The sequence below is a fragment of the Streptomyces sp. NPDC048211 genome, assembly GCF_043202315.1.
Classification (GTDB): domain Bacteria; phylum Actinomycetota; class Actinomycetes; order Streptomycetales; family Streptomycetaceae; genus Streptomyces.
The window spans coordinates 128,700-142,316 of record NZ_JBIDAD010000011.1; the positions used below are offsets into that span (position 1 = coordinate 128,700).

Sequence of the window (13,617 nt, forward strand, 5' to 3'; positions counted from 1 at the left end):
CCGACCCAGCCCCGCCCCACGAGGGGCGGGGCCCCAACCAGCCAGCATCACCGACCTCTTGGAGAACACCGTGCAGCTTGCACCCTCGGCCCTTCACGCCACCGGCGAAGACCTCGCCGCACGCCTCGGCTGGCAGCTCGACGGGCTCGACTACGACGGCATCGTCCACCTCCAGGGCAGCCTGGAACGTCAGATCGGGATGCGCCTCCTCAACAACGGCAGCACCGTCCAGCTGTGGGCCACCGGCGGCACCCAGCCCACCGACCACCCCGCCGACGCCGTCGCCCCGCTGCCGTACGGCCACAGCTACAACATGGCCGTCCACATCGGCGCCCTCACCGAGGACCAGGACCCCGGGGTCGTCCTCTACGACACCGTCAGGGACAACCTGCTGCCCGTCTTCGACGCCAAGCCGTACTACGTCGGCCACCGGCCCTGGGAGCCCGACATTGCCCCCGCCGACGAGCCGGACGCCGAGACAACGACCCCGCCCGCCGCCGGCGCCGACGAACAGCCCACACCCGCACCCGAGCCGCAGACCCCGGCCGATCAGCCGGAGCCTCAGCCGGAGCCCCAGCCGGAGCCCCAGCCGGAGCCAGAGCCCGAGGCCAAGCCCGCCGCCAAGCGGACCCGCCGCACCAAGACGGACCCCGCCGCCGAGCCCAAGCCGCGCGTCTCCCGCAAGCGCACCACCCCGAAGCCGAAGCCCGCCACCTCCTGACCACCCAGGCCGGCCGGGCCTAGATCGTCAAGGATGCCTCTGGCCGCCGAGGTCGACTCGGCACCCGCTGACGATCGCAACAGGCCCGGCCCCCTCCACGACTGTGACGTATCGTGCGCCGTCTGAGATCCCGGGCGCGTCAGGCGAGGTCATTACGACGCAGGCTGTCAGCCGAAGGTCGGCTCGGGTAACCGCCAGTTCCCGCTGCCCCCGTGTGCACGGCTCGGCAGTCCGACAGTTGAAGGCGACCTGCGGCGGGGTTGAGCCTGTCGAAATGGGTCAGGCATCACTACTGTCGCTCGTATGCTGACCTTGCAGCCAACAAGTGCTGAAGCTGGAGGGGGCATGGAACGGGGTCAACTGCTCGCTGGTCGGTATGAGTTGCTGAAGCGAATCGGCCGTGGAGGAATGGGTGAGGTGTGGGCCGGGCGTGACCGCGACTTGCACCGCGACATCGCACTCAAGCTACTCGTACTCGACGACGGATCCTTCATCGATCTCCCCAAACGATTCGACCGTGAAGCGGTAGCAGCGGCTCAGATCAACCATCCAAACGTGGTTTCCCTGTATGACCGCGGCATGCATGAGGACATGCTGTTCATCGTGATGGAGAGGGTGGAGGGGCACACTCTCTCTGAACTCATTGCGTCTGATTCTCCGTTAGGAGTCACGCAGGCGCTCGCGCTGGCATCCGACGTCTGCGGGGCTCTGGTCGCTGCTCATGCGGCGGGTGTCATTCACTATGACATTAAGCCGCACAACGTGATGCTTACCGCCGAACGCCAAGTGAAGATAGTTGACTTCGGCATCGCAGGATTTCTGCAGACAACCTTCTCTGTCGCACACTCCTCCCAGCTGGCTCCGGCGGGCACGCCCGAGTACGGGGCGCCAGAGCAGTTCGGAACTGAACGAGGTGATGCGCGCTCGGACTTGTACGCCCTCGGCGGCGTCCTGTTCGCGATGCTCTCTGGGTATCCGCCATTCACCGGTCCCAGTGGCCTCGCGGTGATGCGGCGCAAGATCGACGAGGAGGCTCCCTCGCTCAATAGCGTGCGCCCCGGCCTGCCGCCCGCTCTAGTCAAACTCGTCGCCGAACTTCTAGCTCGGGACCCCGCACAGCGACCAAGCACGGCGCGTGAGGTGCAGGCCCGCCTTGGGGCCCTCCGCAGAGCCCTGAACGACGCGCCTACCTGCACTGCCGCTGCCGCACCGACCATCCGATCGGTCTCCCCCGAGTTGTCCACACGCGCGTCTCCGCCGATGCCTCCAGAACTTGGGAATCCGCCCCCTCCGCGTAGCCTCTTTCGGCGCAATTCGGTGTACTGTGCACTGGCCGCCCTCGTCGTGGTGTGCGGGCTCCTCCTGGGCTACCGATGGACGCAGTCGCAGTACTACGTTGGTGCGAAAGACGGACACGTGGCCGTGTACCGAGGCATTGGCCAGAATGTCGCGTGGATCTCCCTCGCGGACGTTTACCAGGACCATCCAGAGGTTGAGCTGAGATTCCTGCCGGCCTACCAACGCAAGCTGGTCGAGTCGAAAGTGCGCACTGGTTCGTTGAGAGATGCGCGCACCATGCTTGACGAGCTCGCCCGCCAAGCATTGGCCTGCAAGAAGACCGCCGAGGGTGCGCGGGCGGGCGCCTCGCCCCCCGAACTCTCCACCGAGGAGGAGCAACTCGCAGTGAACTGCGGCATTGCTGGTCGGACCTAGGGTCGTTGGAGGCTGTGTCCTGTTGGGTTGTCGCGCACTGGAGGAGGCCGGGATATCGCCGATTGCCGGACTGTTGAAAGAGCGAAACTTCGGTTCTTGCCGTCGGGCGGGGACTTCGCGCGTCCATTCCGGAAGCCGTTGCCTTTTCCGCAAGGTCGCGGGGTGGTAGGCATGCTGGGAGTCCGGCCCTGGGTTCTGTGTGGCCCCTGCAACCCAGCCCAGCAGTTGAACCAGTAGTCTGAACTCAGAGCCATGTATGCGCGCGCAGGCGGCCAAGGAGGCCCTTCCCCAGCAGCGGGGTAAGGGCCTCTTCGCATCGCAAGGGTGATGCGCCGGACACCCTTTTTCGCCCGCCGCTGACCTGGCAGCCCGTCCGCCGGGAGCCCAGGTGTCCGTCGACGGGGCCCGGCGGGGGCCAGATGGGGGCCGGAAGGATGGTGAAACCCCGGGAACGATCATGGAGCCCCGGATAGGCCCATGCCGGATGACCTGCGGAAACGGCGAATCCGGGGATAGCCAGGGAAGGACAGGGGGACGCTCTGGCGAGCTCGTAATGCGTAGGTCTCGGGTTCGAATCCCGAAGGCGGCTCTGTGGAAGCCTCAGGACTCACTCGCCGTGACCTGGGGCTTTTGCTTTTACTGGATGCGGCGCCGACGGCGAGCGCGGGCCGCGCGAGTGTCGATGGTCTCAGTTCTGGTCTCAGTGGGGCCCTGATCTGGCTTCGCCGACGAAGGTACGAAGAACTCGCCCATGCGGCGCATGGCGTCCTTCGACAGGTGGGATCGCCCCTTCACGTACCGCCGGGTCTGGCTGATCTGGGTGTGCCGAAGGATCTCCATGATGGTGGGCATGTCCACGCCCAGCTCGTTCAGGATCGTGCCGGCCGTGTGGCGACTTCCGTCGTACAGGCGGCGGTCGTCGATCCCGGCCTCTACGAGTAGTTCCTTGAACTCCTCGTAGTCGGCGCGCGGGTCGAGCGGGCGCCCGTCCGGCCGAGAGAAGACAACGTCGTACTCCTGCCACAGTTCGGCCGCGGCGGCTCGCATCTCGTCCTGCTGCGCCTTGTGATCGTGGAGGAACGGGACGAAGACGGGCGGGATCGGGACGGCGTTCTGACTCTTCTTGGTCTTGGGTCGGGTGAAGACCAGACCGCCCCCCTTGCGCGCGGGGCAGGCGCTCGCGTGCTTCGTGCACGTCTTGCCGCAGGGCTTGGGGCAACCGCGCTTGTATCCCTCGTGCGTGGTGCAGTTCGGTGAGCACGGCCTGAAGCGGTGCAGGCGCGCTCCGCAGGCGTGCGGGTCGTCACAGCCGTGCCGCCACGTCAGCCGCTGAAGCTGCCACTTGGGGTGGAACAGTTCGGCCTCCAGGTCGACGTACTGCCACCGCAACCCCAGCGTCTCGCCCTGTCGGAATCCCATGCCGACGCCGACGATCCACCGCATGAAGGTGGGGCGCTTCGCGGCAGCTTCAAGGAACGCTTTCGCCTCTTCCTGCGTAAAGGGATTGGCCTCCGTCTCGTCCACGCTGGGCGGGTCCACAAGCGTGGCGACGTTCTCGCCGATGATCCGGCGGCGGTGCGCAATCTTCAGGGCACGGGACAGAATGCGGTGCACCTTCACCACATGGGACGGTGCGTGTCCGGCATCGAGCATCGCCCGGTACATGCGTTCCAGGTGCTCCGGCTGCAACTTGTCGATGCGGTGCTGACCGATCCCCGGGACGATGTCGTTGCGGGTCTTGGACCAGTAGTCATCCAGGGAACGCGGCTTGAGCTTCAGGCTCGCGATGTCGGTGAGGTAGGTCTCCATCCACTTCGCTACGGTCGGCTTGCGCCCAGCGGCCGGCGCGCGGCCCTGGTCGCGCAGGCGCTCCAACGCCCGCACCTTGCGCTTGATCTCGGGCTCGGTCTTGGCCCGACGGTGGCGACGGTCCGGGCTGCCATCGTTCTTCACGCCCATCGTGACGCGACCGTGCCACCAACCGTCGCTACCGAGGTAGATGGACGACTCCATGTTGGGCTTGCGCGGGCTCATGTGTTCCTCCACGAGGGAGGCGCCCCGAGCGGGATGCTCGGGGCGCCTCCGGGGGTGCTTGGGTCAGCCGGGCTGAGGGGCGAGGTTCGCCACGTACGTTTCGAGATCCGCACGCCGAATGCGGCGGATGCTGCCCAACTTGATGTACTTGAGCGCCCCTTCGGCCATCAGCTCGTAGACGGTGGAGCGGCCGATGGCGAGGGCTTCGGCCGCTTCCTCCGGCTTGTACAAGAGCCGGTCGACGGGGGCGGCAATCGCGGTGCTCATCCAGGTGCCTCCTGGGCAGTCGTCTTTGCCTTCGGGGGTTGAGCTCAAGACCTCGGCCCGCGTGTGTCCGAGGTGTGGATTTCTGCGTCACCGCGTCACCCGCGTCAACTAAGCCTGTGACCAGGCGTTTTGGGTGACGCAGTTGAGCGGTGGTGCGTCACCCGTGCGTCACCACCTGCGTCACCGGGTGACGCAGGTGACGCAGGATGACGCAGAGTCGGCCGTCTGCGTCACCGCTGTTGCCGCAGCTCAGGGGCCGTTTTCTGTCGTGCGTGACGCAGGTGACGCAGACCTTCCCTACTTAGGAAAGAGGAGGGGAGGTCTGTAGTAGTGGCGGTGACCGTTCAGGCGTGAGAAGGAGCCCTTCGGGCACGCCTTGGCGCGGCGTTCCGCCGGACAAGCAAGAGGAGCACCCGCGCGGTCGTGCTCTTCTTGCTGTCCAGGTGAGCGGCGGTGCGGGTCAGAACGCTGTCGCCTGTTCGGGCGGTGGTGGTGCGCTTGGGCGGGTCATTTCGAGGTAGCGGCCCGCTTTGGTGCGCCCGGAGTCGATGAGGACGCCTCGGGCGGCGAGGGTCGGTTGGAGGCGCTTGAGGCGGTCGGAGAGGACTTTCCCGGTGGTCGGCCATCCCTTGGGCAGGGGGCGGAAGTCGTCGCCGCTGTAGAGCTGACTGAGGCAGTGCAGCCACTCCGTGGACGTCATCCGCTGCTCGCCACCCGGGGCGATGCTCTCGGCGTGCTTGAGGACGGTCTGTGCCATGAGGTCGCCTTCAATGACGTCGTCGTTGAGGTCATCCAGGCTGGCCCGGTACGCGGCCAGTGCCCCGAGGCCGGTGGCCGCATCGAGTTGCGCGCACAGGTGGGCGAAGTCGGCCATCCGTAGATCGGTGGGGGTCTCCGCCTCGGCCGCCCGCACCTTGACCGCGAGGTCCAGGAGCGACCCGAGCACGATGGGCAGGACCTCCTCGTACTCCGTCCACAGTTCCGCCTCGGTCCGCCTCACGCGTGGTCGTTCCAGGCGCAGGGGGAGGAGTCGTTCGGCGAGGTCGGGGCGGATGACACCGACGTCGATTCCGGTCAGGAGCAGGGGGCGGCGGTAGCGGGCCCGGTGCACGTCCCCGTCGGTGAACAGGGCCCGCTTGACCGACTCGGCTCCGGTGACGATGCAGCACATGGCGTCGGACAGGTCCGGCGTCATGTGGGACAGGTTGTCCAGCGCCGTCACCCACCCGGCAGCCACGGCCGCGATCAAGTTCTCCTCATCCTTCGGCGCCCGCCGCAGGTCGCCGCTCATGCCTTCAACGATCCTGATGAGCATCCGCCCGCCGGTCGACTTCCCTGCCCCCTGGGGTCCGGTGAGGAAGGGTGCGGGGACGGGCACCGACGGGCCGAGGCAGCCGAGCAACCACGCGATGGCCAGGCACTCGGTCTCGGCGTTCGCGAAGTTGCACAGGCCGAGGATGAGATCGATGCCCTTGCCGTCGGTGTCCTTGGCCGGCAGGGGGAGTTCCCCGGTGAGCTGGGTGCGTCGCCAGCACACCTCGCGGGGGTCGGGGGTGAGGATGTCCCAGCCGTTGGGGTGGATGCGGACGGACTGCCCATCGCTGCGGCCCAGGTCCAGCCACGTCGCCCCGTCGAATCCCGGGGCCACGCGGATGTGGACGGCCTGGGTGTCCTCGGTCAGCGCCAGAGCCTCGATCAGGTCCAGCGCTTCCTTGAGCGCGGTCCCGTTGAACACGCCGAAGCCGTCCTTGAACAGCCCGACCATGAGTTCCTGCCGGTGGCTGCCGGTCGTGCCCTGCGAGCGGATCGGCCGGGCCACGGGATGGCCGTTCTTCTGCGCGTACACGGTGCCGTCGGCGGTGCGGAAGTACCGGAAATGCGCCTGTGCGTAGTCGGTGATGATCTCGCGGCCAGGAGTCTTCTCGTCGTCAGCCATGGTCACAGTCCCAACCGGGTCAGGGCGTTGGTCCACGCGTCGGTGCAGTGCCGGAAGCTCTCGCCCTTGGCCTGCGCGGCGGTGAACAGGCGCCCGATGTGGGTGTCGGTGAGGCAGCCGCACCGGCCGTGCGCGGACAGCACGGCGAGGAACGTGCGGTACACCGTGGCGTGCACCGCCTCACGGGCCTCGGTGATGCGCTGCTCGGCCATGGCGATGCCGCGGTCCAGGTAGACGGGCGTGCGGTGGGGGCACTGGCCCCCGCCGCCGGGTGCGGGCGCCGCGGCTGTCAGCGATCGGACCGCGGCCGGCGCTTTCACGGTCAGGGTGCGCACTACGTCCGGCAGTCCCGTCATGGTGCCGGTGCCGGGGCCGAGCCACCGGGCGTAGGACATGGACGACTTGATGTCCACGCCGTCTCGGACGCCGTTCACGGAGCGCATGGTGCCCTTGTAGATCCAGTGCTCGCCCCGGGTGGTGGGTACGGTCCGGGTGGCGGGGAGTGTCTGGCGGGCCCAGGTGACGGCCTGGTCGTTGTCGAGGTCGACGACGGTCAGTCCGGCACCGCCGGGGTGGTAGGCCACGGCCTGAGTCTGCTCCCACACGGGTGTCCACGGGCGTCCGGTGAGAACGGCGGGGTCGGTGGTCGCGGCGGCCCAGGCGTGGCAGACCCGCGGGCAGTCGCAGGGCCCGGGCACCTTCATGTTCGGCCGGCCGCCGCACGCGTTGTCGCGGCAGGAGCGGCAGTTCCCGAACGGCACCTTCCCCGCCCGCAGCGGCAGTACAGGCACCGCTTGGCCGGCCAGGGCAAGGGCAGTTTCCAGGAGGGCGGCCGCTCGCCGAATCTCGGTGGGTTGGGTCATGCTGGGTGTCTCCAGTCCTGTGTTGAGTGCTGGCAGACGAGGGCGGCCCCGGTTCATTGGCGTGAGAGGGGGCCGCCCTTGGCGTCTGCGGGACGGGATGTGGAATCTGTTCGTGCGGGGGCGCGGGGCCTGCCCGGTGGGTTACTTGACGATCAGGTGATCGGGATGGCGTCCGCCCATGTGGCCTACGCAGTCGGCGCAGTTGGAGCGCTGGTCCTGAGCGGCGTGGATGCTGCGGTCGTGGGCGTGGGCCCAGCACTGGCGGCACTCGCCGCGCGGCGGGCGGTACGGGTCGGCCATGTTTCCCATCCTTAATCACTCTGCGTAGTTGGCAGGGGAGTTGGGGGATGGCTGTGGAGAGGCTGTTTCCGGGGGTTCCGGGGCGCGGGAGGTAACGCCTCCCTGGCCTCCCCACGCTCCCCAACTGGGGTGTTGTCGCTGATCAGCGTGGGTGGGGCGGGTTGGGGAGGCGGTTGGGGAGAACTCCCCAGGATGTGCGCGACTCCCCAACTCTCTCCCCGTCACCGTGCGTCGCCTTATCCGGCGTTCTCGGTGCCCTCGGTCTCGTCGGCGCGGGACTCGATCGCGGCGAAGAGGCGGGCCCGGGAGATCATCTGGTTGCCGTTGTACTTCCGTGGCTCGGCACCGAACGGCTTGAGCGCCTGCACCAAGTCGGAGGCGGACCACGACTTGTAGACCTCCGGCCACCGCTGTGCCAGGTGCTGGCGGATCTCGTCGGACTTCATCCGTTCCTCGCTGCCCAGGACCGCGGCCACGTCGGCCAGGTGGTCGACCTCCCGCACAGGCGCCTCCGGTCCGGGCGCGGTGCCCACGCCGGCGCGCAGGGCCTTGGCCCGCTCCGCGATGACCTCCGCGTCCTCCGGGCCGATGTAGTGGGTCCGGGCTGTGGCGGAGGGCTGGCCGGGGGCGAGCTTGACTCCGTCGCCGGCCACCACGAGCGTTCCCTTGTCCAATCCCTGGCGCAGCTTGTGCGGCGCGGCGCCGGCGTCGACCGCGGAGTCACCCACGGCCATGCGGGCCTGGGACTCAGTGCCCAGCACCAGCGAGGCGCGGATGTGGTTGCCTTCGCGGGAGCGCTTGGGCAGGTTCTCGTTGGTTGGGTCCTGGGTGCCCTCCCAGGTGGTGACGTTGACCGCGCGTCCCTGGTCGTGGATTTTCTTCACGGCCTGGAAGTAGCGGCTGTCCGCCTTCGAACCACCGAACGGGGCGCCCTTGCGGACGGCGCCCTTCTCGGTGACGAACGTCTCCTGAGCACCGGAGCCGTAGGCCACCTGTGCCTCATCGACCACGAGGACCAGGGGATTGAAGCGTGGGTCGGACAGGATTTTGTCCTGACTCCAGCCCTTCGCGGTCAGCTCCCGCATCAACGCGATCCGGTCCGTCATCTCCGTGACGGCGCCTTCGAGCATTTCGGTGGCCTCGATGACGTGGTCGTCGGTGGGCCCCTGGATGAGGGCGGTGGCGATGCCGTCGAACATCTGCCAGTCGCCCACGCCCTTGAGGTCGGCGATGCGGAATTCGACCCGGGGGTCGAGCGCGAGCCACAGGGCCAGGGCCCGGAGGCTGGCGGTCTTGCCCTGGTTGGACAGGCCGGTGATGAGCATGTGCTTCTGCCACAGCGAGACCAGCACCGCGTCCCCGCGCAGGTCGACACCCCACGGGGCCCGCCCGCGGTGCATGTCGGCGGTGGCGTCCGGGTCGGTGAGCAGTGGAGAGGGGCCGATGGGCTGGTCCAGGGCGCCGGAGTCCGCGATCCACATGCGCACCGTGCGCGGGGCCGGCGGGAGCGTCATGTGCAGCTCGTGTTCGTGGCGGCTCAGGTTCTCAGCGAGCTTGCGCCGCTTGCCCAGCACCTCTTCGGTACTGACTCCGGACGGCAGGGTGACGTCGACTTCCACGCCGCACCCGGCCAGGGTGATGGGGCCGAGCATGCCGGCCGCACCGTCGGCCATTTCCTTGATGGCCTTGCGCAGCGAGGAAATCCCCAGGTCGGAAAGGGACTTGACGACCACCGAGGGGGTGACCGGGACGTCGTCCACCCCGCTGGTGGCGGGGCGGGCCCAGGCGGGTGCGGTCTGCTGCTGCTGGCCGGCCCGCCACAGGTGGGACAGTCCGGCCAGCAGCGCCAGCGCGAGCGCGGGCCCCCAGGCGACAGAGACGAACCAGCACAGGGCCCGCACCGCGTCGACTGCGGCCAGCGTGGGCGCGATCACGTCGTGCACGTTGTGGTTGTGGATGGCCATGCAGGCACCGAGCAGCAGTAACACGCCCTCTGTGCCGGCGGTGCCGATCGCTGCGGACTTGGCCATCTGCGGAACGCCGCTGATCAGGTCCATCCGGCGGCGGTGCCGGTCGGTGCGGAAGCGGTCCGCCTTCTCCTGCCACTCGGCGGCGATTTCCTGGTTGCCCGCGGCCACCGCGGCGGCCCTCATCTGGTGGTGGACCGCCACCGTCCGGCCCTGCCACGTCCGCCGGGCGACCACGCCCGCCCCGCCCGCGAGGTAGAGGGAGTGCCGGACGGTGGCGCGGGCTGTGGCCCGGGTGCGCTCGTGCGTGACTGCGCCCCGTACGGCGCGACCGGAACGCACCCACAGCGGCACGGGCGCTGCCGGTACGGGGTCGGGCACCACCGTGAGGACGGGCTTGGGGGCGGGGGCGTTCTTGTGCAGGCTGATGACGTTGTCGGACATGATGAGACGTGCTCCTGTCTGCCCTGATGGGGCGGAAGGGGTGAGGGTCCGGGGCGGCCGGTGCCGGCCAAGGAATCCGGCCGCCCCGGTCAGTTCTCGGCCCGCAGAACGGCGCGCTCGGCACGCCGTGCGGCGTCCTCCGCGGCCCGGCGGGCCTGGCGGGCGGCGGGGCGGTCGGTGCGGGGTGCGGTGCGTTCGGCTGCCTTGGCGTTGGCCAGGGCCTGCCTCGCATCGGCCTGGACCTGGTGCAGGGCCCGCAGTTCCTGCGCGCCGCGCTCGGCGGCCCGCTGGTCGATGCGCTCGATGGCGTTCTCGACCTTCGGGTCGACGCAGTCCGCGAGGGCCTGGCGGAAGCCCTTGCGGAACAGCCGGTTGCGCTCGCGCTTCTCGGCCGGGGTGTAGCTGAGCATGTGACGCCTCCCAGATAGCGGGTGGGCCGGGCTGTCCGGTCCTCCACCCGCCCGGCATGGGTGTCCGGGCGGACAGGGGACCGTCAGCGCCGCCGCCCCCGCGACACAGCCTTGGAGGCCGCCTTGCCGTCGCTGCTAAGGGACTTCACGACGGTCACCACGCCCCACGCCATGACCGCGGCGAGGAACGCGAGCATCGCCAGGTTCGCGGCGATGGCGGTCAGGACACCGACCAGGAGCGGGCCGAAGTAGACGCCGGCCGCGACTGCCCCGGCGCCGACGCCGGAGCCCAGCGCGATGCGCTGGACGGTGCGGTCGGGCGGGGCGTGGTGGATGTGCTGGACGATCTGCTGCGGCACCTGCTGGACGGGCAGGGACTGCGGGTCGGCGTAGGTGTAGGTGCCGTCCGGGAGCTGGACGACGGTCAACGCCCGGTGAGCGGGCAGGTGGGAGTTCATGAGGGGTCCTCTCAGGCACCGGGGTGGAAGTCGGCGGCGGCCGTGCGGGCGGTGTCCGCGATGCCGGTGATCAGCTCGTCGATGCGGTCGAGAGTGACGTAGAGCATGCAGCTCCTTCCGCCACTCCTGACCCGCACGGCCACGGCGGGCCGAGCACGGTCGGTACCGGCGTACAGGACGACCGGCTCAGCGGTCAGCGCAGAGCGGTCGGCCGATTCGCTGGTGAAGCGGTAGGCCATGAGAAGTCCCTTCTGTTGGGGCTGTGGTGGGGCTGGGCTGTGGTCAGTTGGCGGGGGTGAATGCCTCGGCGACGTTCATCAGGAGCACTTCGGCGGACATCAGGTGGCCGACCAGTCGCCCGGTGTCGGCGAGGTCAATGGGGCCTTGGGAGCGGATCCGCTCGACGTAGGCGCGGACCTCTTCGATGACGACGGTCTGTGCTGCGGCCCGTACGACGTCCTGGTCGATTTCCTCGGCGGCCATGACGGCCCCTTCCCGTCAGGTGTGGGAGTCCGCGCACGGCACGCACATGCCGAGTGAGCGGGGGATGCAGTACCCGGCATCGCGCCGGCAGTTCGGGCAGGTGCGGCGCGCCCGCATCGCCGCGACGAGCGCAGCCGTGCGGCCCGGCGTCATCGGCCGTACGGGCCGGGCGAGGTCGATGCGGTAGAGGTAGGCGACCAGCGGAGCGCGGCGGCGCCGCGGGCGTTGGAGCACGGCGGCGACGTCCTGTCCGCCGGGCCGCAGCCCCAACGCCCTGAGCTGCCGGCGGGTCGCGTATCCGTCCGGGGCCAGGCGCCACCGGAACTCGGGCAGCGTGGCCATCACGCGACCATGCGTTTCCACGCCGCCCGCAGCCGCACCTCGGATGCGGAGTGGCCGGCCGCCCGGAACCGGGTGGCCATCTCGCGGTACGACAGAGCAGGCGTCTCGCTGTGACGGATCTCGTCGACGAGCACGTCCAGCGCCTCATCCGTGAGGGCGGGCACCGCCTCCAGTGCAAGCGTCGGGACCGGCTCGGTGGGCCCCCACACGGGGAGCTCCCACCGGGGTGTGACGCCGGGCGTGACGGGGGTCGTCACGCTGGTCAGCGCCCGTCCGGTGTCCTCGCCGTTGCGTGCTGTCTCCAGCGTCGACCACGCCCGGGAGAGGGCGTCGGCGGTCTTGGCCTGGATGCGTGCGACGCGTGCCCCGGCCTGCGTCACGGCCGTCAGCCGGGTCTCCTCAGCCGCGGCCTCGGCCCGCAGCCGGGCCCGGGCCACGGCCGCTTCGTCGCGGGCCTCCTGCTGGATTCCGGTGATCGCAGACAGCGCGTTGGGCGTCAGTGCGGTCCGCTCCCACATCCCGTGGACCAGCCACAGGGCCTTCGCTGCCAGCGGGAGCCACGCCACGGCCAGCCAAGCGCCCGTGTCCGCTTCGACGGTCAGCGCGTGCGCGACCAGGACACCAGTAGCGAGCAGGCCGAACGACCAGCCGACCGCGGTCACCGTTGTGCTGTGGTCGCCCTGCGCGGCCAGGCGGCGTTCGTAGGCGAGGGTGGCCAGCCAGCCGCCGTCAATGCCGAGACCGACCACGAGGGCGACCGGCCACGGCATCGCCGTACCCAGCCACATCATGATCACGGCGAGAGTGAGAACCAGGGACACCGCCGTCACCGTGACGGCAGGCAGTGCGGTCGGACGCGCCATCACGCCACCCCCGCCGTGGACAGCCGCGCGGTGGTGGGCACCCGCGTGTAGGCGGTCAATTCGATGGTCGCGCCGGCGTACTTCGCCTCAGCGTTCAGCACACCGGTCCGGCCGTCGAACTGCACGTGGAAGTCGACCGCGGCCGGGTCGATGCTGAGCGCCGCCCGCCACGCCTCGAACGCGGTGAACGCGCCGTTCTGCTCGTGCAGCGACAGCGACAGCCGGTCCGGGTAGAGCGAATTCACGTCGACCACCGGGGCCGGCAGGTGTGGGAAGTCGACCGCCAGCAGCCGCAACGCCCGCAGCGGCGCCGCCATGGCGTCAAGGGTGAGGACCTCGTTCATGCCGCACCGCCCGTCAGCGTCGACGCGGCGCGGTTGGCGAGGTCACGCCGCGCCGCCAGGACCCGGTTGCGGGCCCGGCGGACCCGCCGGGTGTCCAGCTCGGTGGCCGGGCGGTCGATGGTCATGATCTGCGCGTCCAGCAGGGCGACTTCCGCCCGGATGAGCGGCATCTCGACCTCGATCGCGTCCAGCTCAGCGGCCGACGGCTCGAAGTCGAGCGAGGCAGCCGTAACAAGGTTCTGAAGTGCAGCGATGGTCTTCATGGGTCGTTTTCTCCTAGTCGGTGGACGGCCCAGAACAGCGGCCCCGGTGTGTCACCACCGGGGCCGCGCGCCGTCTGCGGGTGAAGCGGGAAGGAGGTGTTCCGGCTCCCCTCTGCCCCGCCCGTACGAGACGGGCGGAGGAGGCAACCGGCCGCAGCAGCCGAAGCGTGTGCGGTGTGGTTGACGTGCGTGTCTCCTTCGGGGGCGAC

Annotated in this window: 16 protein-coding genes; 2 read left to right on the forward strand and 14 right to left on the reverse strand. The window is 69.5% G+C overall.

Features of this window, described 5'->3' with window-relative positions; genetic code table 11:
- The first annotated feature begins 70 nt into the window (after window positions 1-70).
- Together ACGFZA_RS32890 and ACGFZA_RS32895 are read left to right on the forward strand one after the other, a co-directional pair.
- A complete protein-coding gene (locus tag ACGFZA_RS32890) occupies window positions 71-721 on the forward strand; it encodes a hypothetical protein (protein ID WP_393683992.1) in 651 nt (216 codons plus the stop codon).
- A gap of 303 nt (window positions 722-1,024) precedes the next feature.
- Entirely contained in the window at window positions 1,025-2,434 is a 1,410-nt protein-coding gene (locus ACGFZA_RS32895; protein WP_393683994.1) for a serine/threonine-protein kinase, read from the forward strand.
- A 636-nt stretch (window positions 2,435-3,070) separates the two neighbouring features.
- Here the strand turns inward: ACGFZA_RS32895 and ACGFZA_RS32900 are convergent.
- The 14 genes from ACGFZA_RS32900 to ACGFZA_RS32965 form a co-directional block, all read right to left on the reverse strand.
- On the reverse strand, window positions 3,071-4,468 hold the full coding sequence (locus ACGFZA_RS32900) for a tyrosine-type recombinase/integrase (RefSeq protein WP_393683996.1): 1,398 nt from the start codon (window positions 4,466-4,468) through the stop codon (window positions 3,071-3,073).
- 63 nt (window positions 4,469-4,531) lie between these two features.
- Window positions 4,532-4,735, reverse strand: a complete 204-nt coding sequence (locus ACGFZA_RS32905) for a helix-turn-helix domain-containing protein (protein WP_393683998.1) — start codon at window positions 4,733-4,735, stop codon at window positions 4,532-4,534.
- A 460-nt stretch (window positions 4,736-5,195) separates the two neighbouring features.
- Complete coding sequence (locus ACGFZA_RS32910; protein ID WP_393684000.1) at window positions 5,196-6,671, reverse strand: ATP-binding protein; 1,476 nt, start codon at window positions 6,669-6,671, stop codon at window positions 5,196-5,198.
- Between the two features lie 2 nt (window positions 6,672-6,673).
- Window positions 6,674-7,534: a DNA primase gene (locus ACGFZA_RS32915; RefSeq protein ID WP_393684002.1), complete on the reverse strand. Its 861-nt coding sequence runs from the start codon at window positions 7,532-7,534 to the stop codon at window positions 6,674-6,676.
- Between the two features lie 141 nt (window positions 7,535-7,675).
- Window positions 7,676-7,834, reverse strand: coding sequence for a pRL2-8 (locus ACGFZA_RS32920; protein ID WP_393684004.1), 159 nt, complete (start codon window positions 7,832-7,834; stop codon window positions 7,676-7,678).
- 236 nt (window positions 7,835-8,070) lie between these two features.
- The gene (locus tag ACGFZA_RS32925) at window positions 8,071-10,245 is read right to left on the reverse strand and encodes an FtsK/SpoIIIE domain-containing protein (RefSeq protein WP_393684006.1); all 2,175 of its coding nucleotides are present in this window, start codon (window positions 10,243-10,245) and stop codon (window positions 8,071-8,073) included.
- Window positions 10,246-10,334: 89 nt separating this feature from the next.
- Entirely contained in the window at window positions 10,335-10,655 is a 321-nt protein-coding gene (locus ACGFZA_RS32930; protein WP_393684008.1) for a hypothetical protein, read from the reverse strand.
- 83 nt (window positions 10,656-10,738) lie between these two features.
- The gene (locus tag ACGFZA_RS32935) at window positions 10,739-11,113 is read right to left on the reverse strand and encodes a DUF6251 family protein (RefSeq protein WP_393684010.1); all 375 of its coding nucleotides are present in this window, start codon (window positions 11,111-11,113) and stop codon (window positions 10,739-10,741) included.
- An 11-nt stretch (window positions 11,114-11,124) separates the two neighbouring features.
- Window positions 11,125-11,352, reverse strand: coding sequence for a hypothetical protein (locus ACGFZA_RS32940; RefSeq protein WP_393684012.1), 228 nt, complete (start codon window positions 11,350-11,352; stop codon window positions 11,125-11,127).
- A 43-nt stretch (window positions 11,353-11,395) separates the two neighbouring features.
- Entirely contained in the window at window positions 11,396-11,596 is a 201-nt protein-coding gene (locus ACGFZA_RS32945; protein WP_393684014.1) for a hypothetical protein, read from the reverse strand.
- A gap of 15 nt (window positions 11,597-11,611) precedes the next feature.
- Entirely contained in the window at window positions 11,612-11,938 is a 327-nt protein-coding gene (locus tag ACGFZA_RS32950; protein ID WP_393684016.1) for an RRQRL motif-containing zinc-binding protein, read from the reverse strand.
- On the reverse strand, window positions 11,938-12,801 hold the full coding sequence (locus ACGFZA_RS32955) for a protein spdB (RefSeq protein WP_393684018.1): 864 nt from the start codon (window positions 12,799-12,801) through the stop codon (window positions 11,938-11,940). The genes ACGFZA_RS32950 and ACGFZA_RS32955 overlap by 1 nt, the downstream gene beginning before the upstream one ends.
- Window positions 12,801-13,145: a hypothetical protein gene (locus ACGFZA_RS32960; protein ID WP_393684020.1), complete on the reverse strand. Its 345-nt coding sequence runs from the start codon at window positions 13,143-13,145 to the stop codon at window positions 12,801-12,803. The genes ACGFZA_RS32955 and ACGFZA_RS32960 overlap by 1 nt, the downstream gene beginning before the upstream one ends.
- Window positions 13,142-13,408 (reverse strand): DUF6284 family protein, encoded by a 267-nt coding sequence (locus ACGFZA_RS32965; protein WP_393684022.1) that lies wholly within the window; start codon window positions 13,406-13,408, stop codon window positions 13,142-13,144. Before ACGFZA_RS32965 ends, ACGFZA_RS32960 begins: the two co-directional genes overlap by 4 nt.
- Window positions 13,409-13,617 lie beyond the last annotated feature (209 nt).